The following is a 17,174-nucleotide window of genomic DNA, read 5'->3' on the forward strand; positions in this document are numbered from 1 at the left end:
CGGCTCAGGGCCGGGTGGCCGTCTCGCTGTCGGGGTGGATGGTGAAGATCTGGTCGAGGCCGACGATGCGCAGGACGCGCAGCGTGTTCGCCGGTACGGCGGCCAGGGCGATCTCGGCCTGGACGGCCTCGGCCTGGCCGCGGGCGGCGAGCAGGGCCGTGATGCCGCTGGAGTCGCAGAAATCCAGTCCCTGCATGTCCAGGACCAGGCGCTGTCCCGGGCGCAGGGTGAGGCCGTCCAGCCGCTTCTGGAGCGCGGAGACGTTGGCGTAGTCGAGTTCGCCGGAGATCTCCAGGACGGGGCCGGTCCCGGCGTCTCGGGTCGTGATGTTCAGCGGGCTCATGGTTCGTTTCCCGTCCGTGGGTCGTCGGCGGTGGGGACACCGATGGCGAGCAGGGCGGTGTCGTCGTCGAGGCCGTCTCCGAAGCTGTCCAGGAGTCCGGTCAGGGCCTCGACGACGGAGTGCGGGGGCCGGCCCGCGTGGGCGGTGAGGAAGGCGAGCAGCGCCTCGTCGCCGTAGAGACCGGTGCGGTCCTGGCCGGTGCGGGCCTCGGTGAGGCCGTCGGTGTAGAGCAGGAGCGTGTCGCCGGGGCCGAGCACGGTCGTTGCGGTGGTGAAGCGTGCCGTGGGCAGGATGCCGACCAGCAGTCCGCCGGGGGTGGGCAGGAAGTCGGCGGTGCCGTCCGCGCGCAGGACGACGACCGGGGGGTGACCGCCGGAGGCGAGGTGGACGGCGAGCCGGCCGGTGGCGGGATCGGGTTCGAGGGTGCCGTACACGGCGGTGCAGTAGCGGGGGTCGCCGCTGCCGGTGTAGCGCTCGTGGAGCACCTTGTTCAAGGTGGTGAGGGCGGAGACGGGGTCGGGGTCGTGCACCGCGGCGGCGCGCAGGGTGTAGCGGGTGAGCGAGGTGAGGGCGGCGGCCTGTGGGCCCTTGCCGCAGACGTCGCCGAGGAAGAACCCGAAGCGTGAGCCGTCGATGGCGAAGACGTCGTAGAAGTCGCCGCCCAGCCGGTCGGGCGAGGCTGTGTGGTAGTGGGCGGCCGTCCTGACCCCGGGCACCTCGGGCAGGGTGTCCGGCAGCAGTGACTGCTGGAGGACCGCGAGTGCCTCCTGGAGCCGGGTGCGGTCGGCCTCGGCCTGCCGGCGCGCCTCCTCGGCGGCTTCCCGGCGGCGCAGGAGCTCCTCCTCGTAGGCGCGGCGGTCCCGGGCGTCGAAGACGGTGGTCCGGATCAGCAGGGGCTGGCCGGTGGTGCCGTGCTTGACGGCGGACGAGACCAGCACGGGTATCCGGCCCCCGCCGGTCTGCTTCAGCTCCAGGGCGATTCCGCTGATCTCGCTCTGCATCCGCAGCAGCGGCGCGAAATGCGTCTCGTGATACAGCTTGCCGCCCACGGTCAGCAGGTCGGTGAACCGCATCCGGCCCACCACCTCGTCCCGCTCCAGGCCCAGCCAGTCGAGCAGCGTGGTGTTGACCTTCGCGATGGTGCCGTCCATCAGCGTGGAGAGGTATCCGCAGGGCGCGTTCTCGTACAGGTCCTCGGCTCCGTCCTCCAGCAGCGCGGCGAACGCGGCGGCGTCGGCGACCTTCTCGGCGTCGGCGTCCTGCGGGTCGGGTTGCTGGTCGGCGCGGCACATCATCACAGGCTCGCGAGGAAGTCGGTGATCGCCCGGTTGGTGGCCTCGGGGGCGGACAGGTGCGGGCAGTGTCCGGTGGCGTCGAGGGTGACGAGGGTCGAGCCGGGGATCGACGCGTGGACGAAGGCGCCGACCTCGCGCGGGGCGATGACGTCCTGGAGGCACTCCAGCACCAGGGTCGGCACGGTCACGCTCTTCAGGTCGTCGCGCGAGTCCGACAGGAACGTGGTCCGGGCGAAGACACGGGCCATGTCCGGGTCGGTGGCGCAGAAGCTGTTCCTGAGCTCGTCGCCCAGTTCGGGCCGGTCGGCGTTGCCCATGATGAGCGGGGCCATCGCCGCCGACCAGCCGAGGTAGTTGGATTCCAGCGAGACCAGCAGTTCGTCGATGTCCTCGGCGCTGAAGCCGCCGCGGTACCCCTCGTCGTCGAGGTAGCGCGGGGAGGGCGCGACCATCACCAGGGCGCCGATCCGCTCGGGAGCCGTACGGGCCGCCAGCACCCCGGTCATCGCGCTGACCGAGTGACCCACGAACACGGCGTCCCGCAGGTCGAGCGCCTCGCACACCTCCACGACGTCCCGGGCGTAACCCTCCAGGGAGGAGTACCGCTCCTCCGAGAAGGCGGACGCGTCCGAGCGGCCCGACCCCACGTAGTCGAACAGCACCACGCGGTGGTCGGCGGCCAGCGCGGGCACCGTCAGCCGCCACATGTTCTGGTCGCAGCCGAAGCCATGCGCCAGCACCACCGGCCGCCCCTGCGGGTTGCCGGTGACGGTCACATGGTTTCTGCTGGCGATGTCCATGCCCGACAGTCTCTCAAGGCGCGCACCCGCGTCGTGACCCGCGGTACCGGAGAGCGCGGGCACGGCTCAACCGCGGGGCCGGCCGCCCTGCACGTGGAAGTTGAAGTCGCCGTGGCCGAGGGCGCCGTACAGGCTCAGCCAGAGCGGCAGGATCATCTCGACGCCGCGGGCGGTGACGATGCCGCCGAGGTCGACGACGCTGGACTCGGGCCAGCCGAAGGAACCCAGCAACGCGGTGACGGACTTCTTGGCGCCGGTGTCGTCGCCGCTGACGAACACGGTGTGCTCACCGGCCACCCGGGCCGGATCGACCATGACGGCACAGTTCATGGTGTTGAGGGTCTTCACCACCAGGGCGTCGGGGAAGGTGCGCTGGATGCGCTCGCCGAGGCTGTCGGTGTTGACCGGGTCGAGGACGGGCGGCATCCCGTGGGAGAAGTCCAGCGGGTTGGCGATGTCGATGAGCACCTTGCCGCTCAGGTTCGACACGCCCGCCGCCAGGAGGACTTCGATGCTCTGCCCGCCGGACGTGGCGTTGACGATCGTCCCGCCCAGGGCCGCCGCCTCGGCGAAGGTCTCCAGACGCACCTGGTCGTGCTCGGCGTGCCAGTGCGCGAAGGGCGGGTTGCCCATGCCGTCGGGTTCGGTCCGGGCGAGGGTGGCCCCGGGGTCGCGGGTGCCGATGACGACGTCATGGCCGAGGGAGGCGAGCTTGGCCGCCACGGTGCGGCCGACGATGCCGGTGCCGAGGACTGTGTAACTCATTCGAGTGGGTCCCTTCGCGAGCTCGGACGGCCGGGCGGGGCGCCGACCACCATGACGGCGACGCGGGAGGTGACCGGCCGTCTGCCGAGGGTAGTGGGCGAAACATCCGCCTGATCGGCTCTATCGTGGAAAATCACATCATGATGGCTCGCTTCGAGGCAGGCTGCACATGAGGGAACCGCAGATCGACCACGCGGCGGTCTTCCGTGCCCTGCCCGGCATGGTGGCCCTGCTGACGCCCGAGCTGGTGTACGTGGACGTCAACGACGATTTCGTCCGCATCACCGGCCGCTCCCGGGAGGAGCTGATCGGCCGCTACATCTTCGACGTGTTCCCCGAGAACCCCCACGACGACGACGCGGCCGGGATGCGGGAGACCCAGGAGTCGATGCTGCGTGCGGTGGCCACCGGTGAGCGCGACACCATGGCGGTGCTCCGCTACGACATCGAGGATCCCCAGCAGCCCGGGCTCTGGCATGAGCACTTCTGGAGCCCGGTCAACGCCCCCGTCCTCGGCGCCGACGGCAAGGTGACGCTGCTCGTGCACCGGGTGGAGGAGGTCACCGAACTCATCCGGGCCCGCGGCGGGCCGGGCGGCGACAGCCGGGCCCGCGCGCTGGAGGCGGATCTGTACGCGCGCGCCCGGGAGCTCCAGGAGGTCAACGAACGCCTGCGCAAGGCGCACGCCCGCGAACGCGAGGTCGCCCTGGCGCTCCAGGAGGCTCTGCTGCCCGCTCCCGGCCCTCTGGGACATCACCAGGCGGCCGTGCGCTACCAGCCCGCCGTCGGTGCCCTGAACGTGTGCGGTGACTGGTACGACCTGGTCGACCTGCCGGGCGACTGTATCGCGGTGGCCGTCGGGGACGTGGTCGGGCACGGTCTGGCGGCCGCCTGTGTCATGGGCCAGCTGCGCAGCGCGCTGAGCGCGGCGACCCGGGTCGCCGAGGGCCCCGCCCGGGCACTGGAGGCGCTCGGGCTGTACGCCCGTTCCGTCGAGGGTGCCGAGTCGACCACGGCGGCCACGGCCTTCGTCGACTGGGGCACCCATACCCTCACCTACAGCAGCGCGGGTCATCTGCCGCCCGCCCTGCTGCACCCGGACGGCACGGTGACCTTCCTGGACCAGGCCACCGACCCGCCGCTCGGCGCGAGCGTCGAGCACTCCGAGCGGCCCGAGGCCCGTACGCCCTTCACCGAGGGCGCCACGCTGGTCCTCTACACGGACGGGCTGGTGGAACGCCGTACCGAGGACATCGACATCGGTCTCGCCCGCCTGGCCCGCTCCCTCGGCGAGCACCGGGAGGCCGGCCCCGAGGAGCTGGCGGACGCGCTGCTGACCGATCTGCTGCCGCCCACGGGCAACGCCGACGACACCGCTCTCGTGGTCATCCGCCTGTGACGGGGCGGATCCGCCGGCGCCTCGGGGTGGCCGTGCCGCCCCTGTGCCGGGTCGACGCGAGGGCCCGGAGGAGCGGGCCGCGGCTGCCGTCGGGGACGGTCCACAGGGGGTGGCCCCGTACCGCCCAGGTCTCCAGGAGGGCGTTCGCCGCGAGGAAGCCGCTGGTGGCGGCCCGTTCCATCAGGGCGACCGGGAGGTCGGTGCGGACCAGGTCGCCCGCGAGGACCAGGCCCTGCTGCGGGGTGCGGACGCCGGGGCGGTCGGCGTACCCGCCGACCGGGAACAGGGGGCAGTCCTGGCGCCATTCGTGGCGTGCGTCGAGGATCCGCGCGTCCCGGGTCTCGGGGTAGACGCTGCGGAGCTGGTCGACCAGGTGCCGGGCCTCGGTGTCGGGGTCGGCCTTCTCCGGCAGGGCGTAGCCGTGGAGTTCGACCACCGAGCCGCCGGTGCGGGCGGAGAACCGCGCGGCCTCCTGCTCCCACCGCTCCAGCACGCTGACGTTGTCCAGCGAGCCGTATCCGGCGGTGCCCAGGAAGCCGGGCCGGCCGGGGTCCACGGGCCGGTCGAGCCAGAGACGGGAGACCAGGAAGGGCGGGGCGGTGCGCAGCCGGGCGATCCGTTCGCGCCAGGCCGCGTCACCGAGCCCGGGTGAGCGGCCGACCAGGGAGGACAGCCCGCCGGTGTCCAGGGCGAGGACGACGGTGTCGTACGGCTGCTCCTCCCGGTCGGTGGCGACGGTGAAGGTGCCGTCCGCGCCGGGCGTGACGCTCTCGACGGGGGTGGACAGGCGCACCTCGGCGCCGTGGCGGGCGAGGTGCTTGGCCAGGGGGTCCCACAGGGCCGTGGGGAAGGGGTCGTCGGGGACGTCGAAGAGCAGCCCCTCGGAACTGCCGAGGAAGTAGATGTGGAACATCAGGACCATCTCGGCGGCCGACAGCTCGCGGGGGTCCGCGAAGAAGCTGCGGGAGAAGACCTCGAAGGCCAGGTGCCGGGCGGCCTCGGGGAAGCGCAGGGACCGGAGGAAGTCGTCGGCGCTGACGCCGTCCAGTTCGGCGTAGACCTGCGGGACCCGGACGTCCAGCAGGGGCAGGGCGGCGAGGGGGTTCATGGCCACCAGGTCCCGCCAGCGGAAGGACGGGCTCAGGGCGACGAACCCCAGTGCGCTCATCGGCGGGGTGCGTGGCACCCGGCGGAAGCTGTCGTGGAGGCCGTTGCGGTGCCGCAGCGGGTAGTCGGGGAGGCCGGTGAGGCGGTCCAGGCGGGCGTCGGTACGGCGGAGCAGGGCGCGCAGGTTGTAGTACTGGCGGAAGAACGCGTGGAAGCCACGGCTCATGGTGGCCGTGGTGCCGTCGTACAGGTCGGTGGTCCAGCCGCCGACGCGGCCGCCCAGGTACGTCTCGCGTTCGTACAGGGTGACGTCGACGCCGCGTTCGGCGAGGGCCGTGGCGGCGGCTAGGCCGGCGATGCCACCGCCCACGACGGCGGTGCTGCGCGGGCGTCCGCCGAGCCGGGTCGCCCCGGGGGGCGGTGGCAGGAGGACGGCGTGGCGGTCCCGTCCGGGACGGGCGGCGCTCACCGGGCGCTCTTCGGGGTTCCGGCGGCGGGGACGGCGCGGCGGGCCACGACGGTGTGGGTGATGCCGGTCTGCCATCCGGGCAGCGGCAGGGCCCGCACCCGGTCGAAGCCGTGGGCGCGGACCCGGTCCGTGAAGCGGTCGACGGTGTCGAAGTCGACGACGCTGCGCCACAGATGGCGGTAGAGGTCGCCGTCGCCGAGGGCGGAGGCCACGGGCAGGACCACGCCCCGGGAGACGGCCGTCCACACCGCGCGGTCCAGCGGGCGGCCGCTGAGCGTGTACTCGTGGACGGCGAGCCGTCCGTGCGGGGCCAGCAGGGCGTGGACGGAGCGCAGCACGGCGTCGGGGTCGGCGACATTGCGGAAGAGGTAGGCGGCGAACACCGCGTCGAACGGTCCCTCCACGCCCGCCTCGGCCAGCGCCTCCGCCGGGGCGCACACGAACCTGACCCTGCCGGACCACGGCTTGGCCAGGGCGCGTTCCAGCATCCCGGCCGAGGCGTCCACGGCCGTGATGTCGGCCTCGGGGAGCACGCGGGCGAGCGCCGCCGTGGAGGCGCCGGTCCCGCAGCCCAGGTCCAGGACGCGCAGACCGGTGCCGGGACTCGGCAGGCCCAGGCGGCGCGCCGAGCGGCGCACATGGGCGTGGTAGCCGGGGTTGGCGGCCACGAGGGTGTCGTAACGGGCCGCCGCATGGTCGAATGCGGCGGCCAGTTCCGCGTCACGCAGGACGGTCACGCTGCCTCCTGGGGGCGGGTCGTCGGAAAGTGCGGGCTTCGGGCGGGGTGGGGCGGGTGCGGGATCGAGCGGGTGCCGGGTCCGGCGGGGGTGAGGCGGTTCAGGGGCCCGGGAAGGGGCGTCGGGGCAGGCGGGGCACTTCGAGGGCGGCGCGCAGCATGGGCGCGACGGGGGTGCGCAGGCCGATGGCGAGCTCCTCGTGCAGCCGGGTCCGGCCGTCCAGGAAGCGCAGCACGCGCTCCAGGGGGATGCGCGCGAACAGCCGGGCGAAGAAGTCGGCGCCGTCGACGAGGCCGCTGTCGAGGGCGTGCAGCAGGACGGCGTCCATGGCGCGGGAACGGGCCGAGTGCGGCAGCGGGGGTACGGGGCGGCGGCCGTGCCGCAGGGCGTCGGCGACGGCGGCGGTCTGGCGTTGCACGCCGGAGAAGGTGTAGCCGGTGGAGGGCCGGATGGCGCCGCCCGCCGCCCCGATGCGGAAGACGCAGGGCCCGGTGCGCCGGGCGAAGGAGGCGTCGGTCATCGGGATGACGCCGGTCTCGGTTCCGGTGATCTCGAGGTCCCGGAGACCGAGGACGGTGCCGGTGTAGTGCCGCAGCGCCTCGTCGTAGGCGTCGGCGGGCAGGACCGCCGAGGAGAACTCGGTGTACTCGATCAGGGCCTGGTCGGGGCCGGTGGGCAGGACGTAGGCGAAGGACAGGCCCCGCGCGGGCTGCGGGGTGCGCAGGTCCATGAGCTCCACGCGGCCCGGGTCGAAGACGGGGCGCCCGGTGCGGACGAACCAGCCGTGGAAGTGCTGGAGCAGGGTGGTGCGGGCGGCGGGCAGACTGTCCAGCGGCCGGGAGTCGAAGACCCAGCGGGCGTGCACGGTCTCGGCCTTCCCGGTCGCGGTGCGGGCGTCGACGCGGGCGCCCCGCGGGAGTCCCTCGACGCTCTCGACCGCCGCCTCGACGCGCCGCACCCGGCCGCTGTGGGCGAGGTCGTGCCCGACCAGTGCCTCGAAGTCGTCCGAGCGGATCATCTTGTAGCGCAGCGGGGAGATGTCCTGCTCGATGGCCTCCCCCGAGGGCTGGTGCACGCGCAGACGCTGCCACGACCGGGTGACGGCGGCGTCGTACCGTCCGCGGCCGGCCTCCCAGAAGCACCAGGTGCGCCGGGGCGGGCGCAGAGGTCCGGGCGGGGCGTCGACGAGGACGACGGACAGGTGCCGGGCGCCGGGGGCGGGGCGGGCGAGCCGGTGGGCGAGGGACAGCCCCGCTGCCCCCGCGCCGATGATGGCGACGTCCGCCTCGTGCACGACCGGTTCCCTCCCTGCGCGGTGTCGCTGTCCCTGCGGCAGCATTCCGGTCGCAGTACCCGTCCGGATGCGGTTTCTCACCTGGTGTGCACCGGACGTGTGATCGCCGCCGTCCGACACGCATTGTTTCTGCATCGATTTCACGCGACGTACACGCCTTTGCCCGGCGCCCACTCTTTCAGGTCATGCGTCCGTGTTCATGCCGCGCACTCGACCGCGTCGGCGTCCTGGAGCCGGCAGGCCAGGCGGCGCAGGCCGCGGCGGGCGTGGCTCTTGACCGTCCCCAGCGGCCAGCCGGTGACCTCGGCGATCTGGGTCTGGGTGAGGTCGTCGTAGAAGGCGAGGTTGAGGACCCGGCGCTGGGGGGCGGGCAGTTGGGACATCTCGTCGGCGAGCAGCACACGGTCGATCGCCGTCTCCGGCGCCACGTACTCGTCGTGCCTGAGCATCAGCTGGGCGCCCGCGGCGGCGACGAGTTCGCTGCGGCGGGTGCGGGCGGCCAGGGCGTCGGCGATCTTGCGGCGCGCGATGCCGGTGAGCCAACCGGGTAGCGTGCCGCGCTCCGGAACGTACCCGGCGCGCCCCCGCCACGCGGCGAGGAACACCAGCTGGGAGACGTCCTCCGCCTCCCTGGAGTCCCCCAACGAGCGCCAGGCCAGGGCGTAGACAAGGGGTCCCCAGCGGCGGTGCACGGTTGCGAGGCAGGTCTCGTCCCCGGCGAGAAACCCGTCCACGAGAGCACGGTCGTCGAGATCCGCGACGGTTTGCTGTGCGGTCGTCATGGTTACTCCTCCGCAGGGCCCGGCGGTCGCCCAGAGCGACTGCCGCCCTTCCACCGTGCAGAGTCGATGCAACTACGACAACTTGCATCGACTCTGCATCGAATCGATCGGACCTGGTGAGGACGGGGCTGTGGAAACGGCTGAGGACACGGCATCGAGCAGGAATCGAACGACTCCCCCGCGGTTCTCGTGGCGCGCCGCATCCGTTTCCGCCACCCGGCCGGAACCCGTGTCGACTGCACCAGCTCTGATCACCAGGATCTCGACGAGGGGACCCGGCAGCATGAGCTCCACCGTGGCCAACGACCACCGCGCGGACCTGCGTCCGGGCACCCATCCGACCCCGGAGCAGGTCTCCCCTGCTCCGCCACCGCGCCGGACCGGACAGGGGGACCAACGCCGCGGCGAGCACTTGTGGACCCCGCCACCGGCGGCACCCCCCGCACACGAGGATCCGGGCGCCGTGGACCAGGACGTGCCGGGCGCCGTGCGCACGGTCCTCGGCGACCTTCTCGACCAACAGCTCGCCGCGGCCCACGCCGTCGATCCGCTCTTCGGGGAGGACCTGGCCGCACGCGTGGCCCGCTTCACGCAGAGCGGCGGCAAACTGGCCCGCGCCCGCTTCGTGTGGTGGGCGCTGCGGGCCTGCGGCGGTACCGAACCCGCCCAGGCCGGGGCCGCACTGCGGATCGGCGCCGCGCTGGAGCTCATCCAGACGTGTGCGCTGGTCCACGACGACGTGATGGACGGCGCCACACTGCGCCGCGGACGGCCCGCGCTGCACGTCGACGTGGCGCGGCAGTACGCCGGCGCGAGCGACGCCCGGCGCGCGGACCGGCTCGGGCAGGCCTCCGCGGTCCTGGCCGGCGACCTGGCCCTGGCCTGGGCGGACGACGTGATCGCGGACACCGAGCTGCCGCACCGCACCGCGCGGCGGGTCCGGGACCTGTGGCGGGCCATGCGCACGGAAATGGTGGCCGGGCAGTACCTCGACGTGCAGGGCGAGGCCACCTCCGGGCGCTCCCTGGCCCGGGCGATCCGCGCCGCCTGCCTCAAGAGCGCCCTGTACTCCGTGGAGCGCCCGCTGGCCCTCGGGGCGGCCCTCGCGGACGCCGGCCCCACCGCGACCCGCGCCCTGTGCTCGGCCGGCCGCTGCGTCGGGCTGGCCTTCCAGCTGCGCGACGACCTCCTCGACGCCTTCGGCGACCCGCGTGAGACCGGCAAGCCCGCGGGCGGCGACATCCGCAGCGGCAAGCCCACCTACCTCGCCGCGGTCGCACGGGTCCGGGCCGAGGCCTCGGGCGACCGCGAGGCCATCGAGGTGCTGGACGGCACGCTCGGTCGGGCGGACGCCTCCGAGGCCGAACTCGCCGCGGTCCGCGAGGTGTTCGTGACCACCGGCGCGCACGACACCGTGGAGGTGAAGATCCGCACGCTGGTCGCCCAGGGGCTGCGCCACCTGGACACCGCCGTGCTCGAACCCGAAGCCGCCCGGCGGTTGAGGACACTGCTGCGCTCCGCGACCGGCGCGCCCGCCACCGCGGCCTCCGAGGCGGTCCCCGCCTCCCTGATCCTGACGGCCACCGACGACGAGGCCATCCGATGACCAGAACCACTGCCCCCGACGAAGAGGCCGCCCGATGACCCGACCCGTTCCCGGCCGCACCGACCATGTCGTGGTCGTCGGAGCAGGCCTGTCCGGACTGGCGGCCGCCCTCCACCTGCTCGGCGCCGGACGCCGGGTGACCCTGGTGGAACGGGACGCGACACCCGGCGGGCGGGCCGGACTCATGGTCCGCGGCGGCTACCGCATCGACACCGGGCCCACCGTGCTCACCATGCCCCACCTGGCCGACGAGGCCTTCGCCGCCGTCGGCGACAGCCTGCGCGCACGCGTCGACCTGCTGCCCCTGCACCCGGCGTACCGGGCGCGGTTCGCCGACGGCAGCACCCTGGACGTGCACACCGACGCCGAGGCCATGGAGGCGGAGATCGAGCGCTTCGCCGGGGCGCGCGAGGCCGACGGATACCGCAGGCTGCGCGGCTGGCTGGAGAAGCTCTACCGGGTGCAGATGCGGCGCTTCATCGACGCCGACTTCGACTCGCCCCTGCAACTGCTCCACCCCGACCTCGCCCGGCTGGCCGCCCTCGGCGGGTTCGGACGGCTGGACGCGCGCATCGGCCGGTTCCTCGGCGACGAGCGGCTGCGGCGCGTGTTCTCCTTCCAGTCCCTGTACGCGGGCGTCGCACCCGAACGCGCCCTGGCCGCCTACGCCGTCATCGCCTACATGGACACGATCGCGGGTGTCTACTTCCCGCGCGGCGGCATGCACGCCCTGCCCCGCGCCATGGCGGACGCCGCCGCGGACGCCGGAGGCGAGCTGCGCTTCGGGGAGACGGTCACCCGCCTGGAACGCTCCGGGGACCGGATCACAGCGGTCGTCACCGACCGCGGGCGCATCGCCTGCGACGCCGTCGTGCTCACCCCCGACCTGCCCGTCACCTACGGGCTGCTGGGGCGGGCCCCCACCCGCCCGGTGGGGCTGCGCTTCTCCCCCTCAGCGGTGATCCTGCACGCCGGCACCGACCGCACCTGGCCCGCGCTGGCCCACCACACCATTTCCTTCGGCGCGGCCTGGCGGCAGACCTTCTCGGAACTCACCGAGTCCGGCCGCCTGATGAGCGACCCGTCCCTGCTCATCACCCGCCCGACGGCCACCGACCCGGGCCTGGCCCCGCCCGGACACCATCTGCACTACATCCTCGCGCCCTGCCCCAACACCGCCATCGGACCGGACGCGGCCGACTGGAGCGAGCTGGCGCCCCGCTACCGCGACAGCCTGCTCCAGGAGCTGGAGCGGCGCGGCCTGGAGGGGCTCGCCTCCGCCATCGAGGAGGAGTGCCTGGTCACTCCGGCAGACTGGCAGGCGCAGGGCCACGCGGCCGGCTCGCCCTTCTCCGCCGCCCACACCTTCGCCCAGACCGGCCCGTTCCGGCCGCGCAACCTGGTCCGCGGCACGTCCAACGCGGTCCTCGCCGGCTGCGGCACCACGCCCGGCGTCGGCGTCCCGACCGTGCTCCTGTCGGGCAAGCTCGCCGCCGCTCGCATCACCGGCGGCGCCCGCTCGGGGCGAACCCGCCCTGCCGTACGCGAACCCCTGGAACGGAGGCCGGCATGACCGACCGTGAGCTCGACGCGGCCGGCGTCACCGACCCGGAACTCCGGCAGGCGTACACCCACTGCCGACGGCTCAACGCCCGGCACGGCAAGACGTACTTCCTCGCCACCCGGCTGCTGCCGGTGGCCCGGCGGCCCGCCGTGCACGCCCTGTACGGCTTCGCGCGCTGGGCCGACGACATCGTGGACAGCCTCGACACCGCGACCGGCGCCGAGGAGCGGTCACTCCAGCTGACCCGCCTTCAGCACGAGCTGGAGGCGGGACTGCGCACGGGCGACAGCGCCGAGCCGGTGGTCCGCGCGCTGGCCGACACCGCGCGGCGCTACGACATCGACCACCGGCACTTCACCGACTTCATGGCGGCGATGCGCGCCGACCTCGACGTCACGGACTACGCGACCTACGCGGACCTGCGCACCTACACCTACGGCTCGGCGGAGGTGATCGGCCTCCAGATGCTGCCGGTGCTCGGCACGGTCGTGCCGCGCGAGGAGGCGGCACCGCACGCGGCGGCCCTCGGGGTGGCGTTCCAGCTGACCAACTTCCTGCGGGACGTGGGCGAGGACCTGGACCGCGGCCGCGTCTACCTGCCCGCCGACCTGCTGGCCGCCCACGGTGTGGACCGCGCGCTGCTGCACTGGAGCCGGGACACCGGGCGACCCGATCCCCGGATCACGGCCGCCCTGCGGGAGTTCGAGCTGCTCAACCGCGGCGTCTACCAGGAGGCGGCCCCGGGACTGGCCATGCTCGATCCGGTCGCACGCCCGTGCATCCGCACCGCCTTCGTCCTGTACGGCGGCATCCTGGACGCGGTCGCCGCGGACGGCTACCGCTCGCTGCACCGCCGTGCCGTGGTCCCCGGACGCCGTCGTGCCGCCGTGGCGCTCGACGGCCTCGTCCGGGTGGGCGCCGCGCGGCTCCGGCACCGCGGGACCGAGCTCCCGCGCACCCCCGCACGCAGTGAGCCGACCACACCGGCCTCCTCGTCCCGGCCCGAACGGAAGATCGCATGAACCCCCGACGACGGGCCGACGGCCCCCGCTACCCCCTCTCCCTGCGGCGCCGTCCGGTGCGCTGGGAGAAGCAGCAACCGACCTGGCGCCAGGCCCGGCCCGGCCTCATCGCCGAGGCCCTGAAGCGGGCCCAGGCCCAGCCGTCCGGCAACTGGTACGTCGTCGGCGCCACCCGGGACGTACGCCGTGACCGGCCGCTGTCGGCTTCGGTGGCCGGTCAGGAACTGGTGGTGTGGCGCACGGCCGAGGGGCGGCTCGCGGCGGGGCCCGGCATCTGCCCGCACCTGGGAGCGCCCCTGGCCGACAGCCCCGTGCGCTGCGGGACCCTGGTGTGCCACTGGCACGGACTGGCCCTGGACGGCGGGGCGTTCGCGGGGTGGGAACCGCTGCCCGTGCACGACGACGGCGTGCTGGTGTGGGTGCGCCTGGACGCGGTGGGCGGTGAACCCCCGACGCCGGAACCGGCCGTCCCGGAGCGGCCGGAGGTGTCGCGCGCCGTCGCCGCCGTCTACACCGGGGTGGGGGTGTGCGAGCCGGAGGACGTGGTGGCCAACCGGCTGGACCCCTGGCACGGGGCCTGGTTCCACCCGTACTCCTTCGTCGACCTGACCGTCGTCGACACCCCCGGGTCCGAGGGGGCGGGCTCCGAGGGGGCGGACGACGGGTTCACCGTGGACGTGTCCTTCAAGGTCGCCGGTCGGCTGGTCGTGCCGGTGCGGGCGGTGTTCACCACGCCGGGACCGCGCACGGTCGTCATGCGCATCACCGAGGGCGAGGGCGTGGGCTCCGTCGTCGAAACGCACGCGACGCCCCTGGGCCCGGACGAGCGGGGCCGCCCTCGCACGGCCGTCGTCGAGGCCGTCGTGGCCGCCTCCGAGCGACGTGGCTTCGCCGTGGCCCGCCGGGCGGCTCCGCTGCTGCGCCGTGCGATGACGGCGGGCGCGGCCCGGCTGTGGCGCGACGACCTGGCGTACGCCGAACGCCGCTGGCAGCTGCGGGACACGGGGCGGTTTCCCGGCTGAGGGATGGCGCCAGGCCCTTTCACGCCCCTCCCGCGACGTCCGGCGGCTTCCGGCTGTCCTGCGACGCCTGGTGCGGGTCGGCGTCGCCCTGCGTGCAGGCCGCGACGCCGTGCATCCGTCCGGCCCGTGGACGGGGAAGAGACCTTGCCGGGCGGGCGGCCGCGCGACGACATCGGAGGGCATCGTGATCGGACTCCACTGTGCACGCAGTCGTCCCTCGACCCACTCCCCTGGTTCCCACGGAGCGTCCGCGGGGTCCTCGACGTGAGCGAGACGGACGCGGAGGTGCCCGAGGGCGCCGGGGTGACCACCGGTTCCCTGGCCAGACGCCTGGGCGTGTCGCCCACCACCCTGCGGTCCTGGGACCGCCGGTACGGCCTGGGCCCGGCGGCCCGCACGGAGGGACGCCACCGCAGGTGGACCCAGGACGACATCGCCATGGTGCTGGAGATGTGCCGGCTGACGGCGGCCGGGATTCCGCCGGCGGAAGCGGCGAGGGCGGCGAAGGCGCTCACCGAAGGGCCTCATGCCCTCGACACGGTGGAGAGCCTCGTCGGAGCCGTGGCCGAGGCCGAGCCGCCACCGGACCGGCACGCGTCCCGGTCGGCCACCGGTCTGCCGCTGGGGAGCGCGCGGCAGGACTGCAAGGGCCTCGCACGCGCCGCGGTCCGGCTGGACGCCCTGGCCGTGCAGGAGCAGCTCACCGCCGCCGTCGGGAGGCACGGACTGGTCATCACCTGGGAGGAGATCCTGGCACCGGCGCTCCAGGCGGTCGGCCGCAAGTGGCAGTCGGCGGGCGAGCGTTACGTCGAGGTGGAGCACCTGCTGTCCTGGCACATCTCGGCCACCCTCCGGCACGTCTACGTGTGTGCCTCGGCCGGCCAGGAGACCTCGCGAACCGTCCCGGTGATCCTGGCGTGTCTGCCCGGCGAGCAGCACACGCTGCCGTTGGAGGCGCTCAACGCGGCCCTGGCCCAGCGCGGGACGGCGACGCTGATGCTGGGCGGCGCGGTTCCCGGGGACGCGCTGCTGGCGGCGGTGGAGCGGGTCGGCCCGGGTGCCGTCGTCCTGTGGTCGCAGTCCGCCCGGACGGCGAACCTAGCGCTGGTGCAGCAGGTCGCCGCCACCCGCTGGGGGATCAGGGGCGCGCGCACCCGCAGCCGGGTCCTGCTCACGGGACCCGGCTGGGGGCGGTCGGTGCGGCCCGGACTGCTGCGGCCGCGGGGCCTGCACGAGGCCCTGGTCATGCTCGACACACTGCGGTCCAGGGATTTCCAGGACGGCTGACAGGACGGCTGAGCAGCGGGCTCGGGGGTGTTCGTGTCACCGCTCGGTGGACGTGTCGGTCGCCGTGAGCGCGCCTCTCGGTGCCGCGCCGACCGGGGGCAGGGGCTGTGCTGCGCCGTGGTGCCGGCGTCGGGCGGCCAGGGATTCGCGGGCCGCCTGACGGGCGTGCCGGCGACGCCAGTACGGGTTGTCGTGCGGCAGCTTGCTGGACACGCGGCCGTACATGCCGAACGTCAGGATGATCAGCCCCATGACGAAGCTGAACATGACGTTGGTCATGCCGAAGTCCAGGAAGTTCGCGGGCTTGTCCAGGATGAAGATGTGCGCGAAGCCGCTGAGCAGGAACAGGGTCCCGACGACCATGTTGAGCGTCGACGCGAAGTTCCCGCCGACGATGCCGCCGGCGATGAGGGCCAGGCCCACCAGGACGGAGATCAGGCTCAGCAGTCCGTTGGTCGACAGCCCTGCGATGTTCTCGCCGTCGGTGCTGAACGGGCTCAGCTCGTCGGCGAACCCGAGGACGCCGAAGACGAGAAGGGTCAGGCCGCAGAAGGCGGCGCCGTACCGGTAGACCGTGGCCAGTTTGTGGTCCACGGGGAGTTCCTCGCTCAGCTTCATGGCGATCGATTCCTTTCCCGATGCGCGAACGGGTCGCGTCATTCCATTCACCGTGGCGCCGGTACGCGGTTGCAGTTGATCCGGAAATTCATCCCGCCGCGGTGTGCGCAGGGCGGGTCTCACGTCCGCAGCAGACTCACGGCACCCGTCGCCGCCGGCCGGCCCGCGACGGTCACGGCGAAGCGCGCCCCGCTGTGGTCCCGCGCCACGTCGACGACCGCTCCGCTGGCGGGGACCGGTGCCTGGACGGCCAGGCGCAGCCCGACCACCGCGCGGGCGGTCCGGCCGGAGGACAGGAGTACCGCCTGCCGTCCCGCCTCCAGCAGGGCGGGCGCCGTCAGCCGGTCCGGCGCACCGGGCAGGAGAACCGGGTGGGCCGGGTCGCGGGGCACGATCACCAGCCGTCCCTGCGCGGCCCTGGCGAGCAGCACATCCGCGTCGGCCGCCGCGCCCACCGCCGCCGCGGCGGGGTGCAGCAGCCCGGGGTGCGACACGGCGGCCGTCGTGTACTCCTGCCCGTCGGCGGGTGGGGCGAAGGTCATGGCGCAGGTCGCGAAGGCCTGCCCCTGGTACAGGTACTCGGCCGTGACCCGGAACGAGGCCGGGCCTCCCGCCTGCGGCACGACGTCGCTGAGCACGACCCGGGCCGGGACCCGGGTGGCGCCGCGGCGCTCCGTCGGCTGCGTCGCCGGGGAGAGCCCGAGACTCACCGACGTCGCTTCGAACAGCGCGTTGCCGCACTCGGGCAGGTGCCGGCGCTGAAGGGCGGCGGCGAGCTGACGGGTCGACTCGACGACGATGAGCGGGTGATGCACCACGGCCGTGTCGCGTTCGTTGAGCGGATGCGTGCGGGGCCACTGGCACGCCCCCTCGAAGAACCTGTCCCCCAGCCGCCGCACCGACTCGACCAGCAACGACGCCATGGTCTCCAGTCCCAGACCGCGCCAGGTCACCGGATCCTCGGCGCCTTCGCGGCCGACTGCCCGCCGGACGCGCGAGAACACCACGACCGGCTTGTCCGGCAGGACCACCTGCTGTACCGCGCCGTCACGCATGAGGCCTCC

16 protein-coding genes are annotated in these 17,174 nt (G+C 73.8%); 6 read left to right on the forward strand and 10 right to left on the reverse strand.

The window, feature by feature from the left end:
* Positions 1 to 4: 4 nt before the first annotated feature.
* The 4 genes from H295_RS0106900 to H295_RS0106915 all read right to left on the reverse strand — a co-directional run bounded on the left by H295_RS0106900 (position 5) and on the right by H295_RS0106915 (position 3,203).
* On the reverse strand, positions 5 to 343 hold the full coding sequence (locus H295_RS0106900; RefSeq protein WP_020134607.1) for an STAS domain-containing protein: 339 nt from the start codon (positions 341 to 343) through the stop codon (positions 5 to 7).
* The gene (locus H295_RS0106905; protein WP_028809131.1) at positions 340 to 1,635 is read right to left on the reverse strand and encodes a PP2C family protein-serine/threonine phosphatase; all 1,296 of its coding nucleotides are present in this window, start codon (positions 1,633 to 1,635) and stop codon (positions 340 to 342) included. The genes H295_RS0106900 and H295_RS0106905 overlap by 4 nt, the downstream gene beginning before the upstream one ends.
* Before the next feature lie 2 nt (positions 1,636 to 1,637).
* Positions 1,638 to 2,438 carry an alpha/beta fold hydrolase gene (locus H295_RS0106910; RefSeq protein WP_020134609.1) on the reverse strand — a complete coding sequence of 267 codons (801 nt, stop codon included), beginning with the start codon at positions 2,436 to 2,438 and terminating at the stop codon, positions 1,638 to 1,640.
* A gap of 66 nt (positions 2,439 to 2,504) precedes the next feature.
* Entirely contained in the window at positions 2,505 to 3,203 is a 699-nt protein-coding gene (locus tag H295_RS0106915) for an NADPH-dependent F420 reductase (protein ID WP_020134610.1), read from the reverse strand.
* A 169-nt stretch (positions 3,204 to 3,372) separates the two neighbouring features.
* Here H295_RS0106915 and H295_RS0106920 point away from each other — a divergent pair, with 169 nt between their 5' ends.
* A complete protein-coding gene (locus tag H295_RS0106920) occupies positions 3,373 to 4,602 on the forward strand; it encodes a PP2C family protein-serine/threonine phosphatase (RefSeq protein ID WP_020134611.1) in 1,230 nt (409 codons plus the stop codon).
* On the opposite strand, the gene H295_RS0106925 is transcribed toward H295_RS0106920, so the two are convergent.
* The 4 genes from H295_RS0106925 to H295_RS0106940 all read right to left on the reverse strand — a co-directional run bounded on the left by H295_RS0106925 (position 4,589) and on the right by H295_RS0106940 (position 8,991).
* Entirely contained in the window at positions 4,589 to 6,178 is a 1,590-nt protein-coding gene (locus H295_RS0106925; protein ID WP_020134612.1) for an FAD-dependent oxidoreductase, read from the reverse strand. The two genes, H295_RS0106920 and H295_RS0106925, sit on opposite strands and share 14 nt — an antisense overlap.
* Positions 6,175 to 6,915 (reverse strand): class I SAM-dependent methyltransferase, encoded by a 741-nt coding sequence (locus H295_RS0106930; protein WP_020134613.1) that lies wholly within the window; start codon positions 6,913 to 6,915, stop codon positions 6,175 to 6,177. Before H295_RS0106930 ends, H295_RS0106925 begins: the two co-directional genes overlap by 4 nt.
* A 100-nt stretch (positions 6,916 to 7,015) precedes the next feature.
* A complete protein-coding gene (locus H295_RS0106935) occupies positions 7,016 to 8,209 on the reverse strand; it encodes a lycopene cyclase family protein (protein WP_020134614.1) in 1,194 nt (397 codons plus the stop codon).
* A gap of 197 nt (positions 8,210 to 8,406) precedes the next feature.
* Complete coding sequence (locus tag H295_RS0106940) at positions 8,407 to 8,991, reverse strand: sigma-70 family RNA polymerase sigma factor (RefSeq protein ID WP_020134615.1); 585 nt, start codon at positions 8,989 to 8,991, stop codon at positions 8,407 to 8,409.
* Between the two features lie 283 nt (positions 8,992 to 9,274).
* Between H295_RS0106940 and H295_RS0106945 the strand changes: the two genes are divergently transcribed.
* From H295_RS0106945 to H295_RS0106970, 5 genes are all read left to right on the forward strand, one after another.
* Positions 9,275 to 10,597, forward strand: a complete 1,323-nt coding sequence (locus tag H295_RS0106945) for a polyprenyl synthetase family protein (protein ID WP_028809133.1) — start codon at positions 9,275 to 9,277, stop codon at positions 10,595 to 10,597.
* 34 nt (positions 10,598 to 10,631) lie between these two features.
* The gene (locus H295_RS42860) at positions 10,632 to 12,170 is read left to right on the forward strand and encodes a phytoene desaturase (RefSeq protein ID WP_020134617.1); all 1,539 of its coding nucleotides are present in this window, start codon (positions 10,632 to 10,634) and stop codon (positions 12,168 to 12,170) included.
* Positions 12,167 to 13,183, forward strand: a complete 1,017-nt coding sequence (locus tag H295_RS0106955; RefSeq protein WP_020134618.1) for a phytoene/squalene synthase family protein — start codon at positions 12,167 to 12,169, stop codon at positions 13,181 to 13,183. The genes H295_RS42860 and H295_RS0106955 overlap by 4 nt, the downstream gene beginning before the upstream one ends.
* A complete protein-coding gene (locus H295_RS0106960) occupies positions 13,180 to 14,205 on the forward strand; it encodes a DUF5914 domain-containing protein (RefSeq protein ID WP_020134619.1) in 1,026 nt (341 codons plus the stop codon). Before H295_RS0106955 ends, H295_RS0106960 begins: the two co-directional genes overlap by 4 nt.
* Before the next feature lie 264 nt (positions 14,206 to 14,469).
* On the forward strand, positions 14,470 to 15,492 hold the full coding sequence (locus H295_RS0106970) for a MerR family transcriptional regulator (RefSeq protein WP_020134621.1): 1,023 nt from the start codon (positions 14,470 to 14,472) through the stop codon (positions 15,490 to 15,492).
* 36 nt (positions 15,493 to 15,528) lie between these two features.
* Here H295_RS0106970 and H295_RS0106975 read toward each other — a convergent pair whose 3' ends face one another.
* Together H295_RS0106975 and H295_RS0106980 are read right to left on the reverse strand one after the other, a co-directional pair.
* Complete coding sequence (locus tag H295_RS0106975; protein ID WP_020134622.1) at positions 15,529 to 16,110, reverse strand: DUF4383 domain-containing protein; 582 nt, start codon at positions 16,108 to 16,110, stop codon at positions 15,529 to 15,531.
* Positions 16,111 to 16,229: 119 nt separating this feature from the next.
* The gene (locus tag H295_RS0106980) at positions 16,230 to 17,165 is read right to left on the reverse strand and encodes a hypothetical protein (protein WP_020134623.1); all 936 of its coding nucleotides are present in this window, start codon (positions 17,163 to 17,165) and stop codon (positions 16,230 to 16,232) included.
* Positions 17,166 to 17,174 lie beyond the last annotated feature (9 nt).

It is taken from the genome of Streptomyces sp. 351MFTsu5.1 (assembly GCF_000383655.1).
Taxonomy (GTDB): domain Bacteria; phylum Actinomycetota; class Actinomycetes; order Streptomycetales; family Streptomycetaceae; genus Streptomyces; species Streptomyces griseorubiginosus.

Coding starts and splice junctions, on each gene's coding strand:
- H295_RS0106975 (WP_020134622.1), bottom strand. CDS start 16,110: ATGAAGCTGAGCGAGGAACTCCCCGTGGACCACAAACTGGCCACGGTC.
- H295_RS0106960 (WP_020134619.1), top strand. CDS start 13,180: ATGAACCCCCGACGACGGGCCGACGGCCCCCGCTACCCCCTCTCCCTG.
- H295_RS0106915 (WP_020134610.1), bottom strand. CDS start 3,203: ATGAGTTACACAGTCCTCGGCACCGGCATCGTCGGCCGCACCGTGGCG.
- H295_RS0106905 (WP_028809131.1), bottom strand. CDS start 1,635: ATGTGCCGCGCCGACCAGCAACCCGACCCGCAGGACGCCGACGCCGAG.
- H295_RS0106955 (WP_020134618.1), top strand. CDS start 12,167: ATGACCGACCGTGAGCTCGACGCGGCCGGCGTCACCGACCCGGAACTC.
- H295_RS0106900 (WP_020134607.1), bottom strand. CDS start 343: ATGAGCCCGCTGAACATCACGACCCGAGACGCCGGGACCGGCCCCGTC.
- H295_RS0106910 (WP_020134609.1), bottom strand. CDS start 2,438: ATGGACATCGCCAGCAGAAACCATGTGACCGTCACCGGCAACCCGCAG.
- H295_RS0106940 (WP_020134615.1), bottom strand. CDS start 8,991: ATGACGACCGCACAGCAAACCGTCGCGGATCTCGACGACCGTGCTCTC.
- H295_RS0106920 (WP_020134611.1), top strand. CDS start 3,373: ATGAGGGAACCGCAGATCGACCACGCGGCGGTCTTCCGTGCCCTGCCC.
- H295_RS42860 (WP_020134617.1), top strand. CDS start 10,632: ATGACCCGACCCGTTCCCGGCCGCACCGACCATGTCGTGGTCGTCGGA.
- H295_RS0106945 (WP_028809133.1), top strand. CDS start 9,275: ATGAGCTCCACCGTGGCCAACGACCACCGCGCGGACCTGCGTCCGGGC.
- H295_RS0106980 (WP_020134623.1), bottom strand. CDS start 17,165: ATGCGTGACGGCGCGGTACAGCAGGTGGTCCTGCCGGACAAGCCGGTC.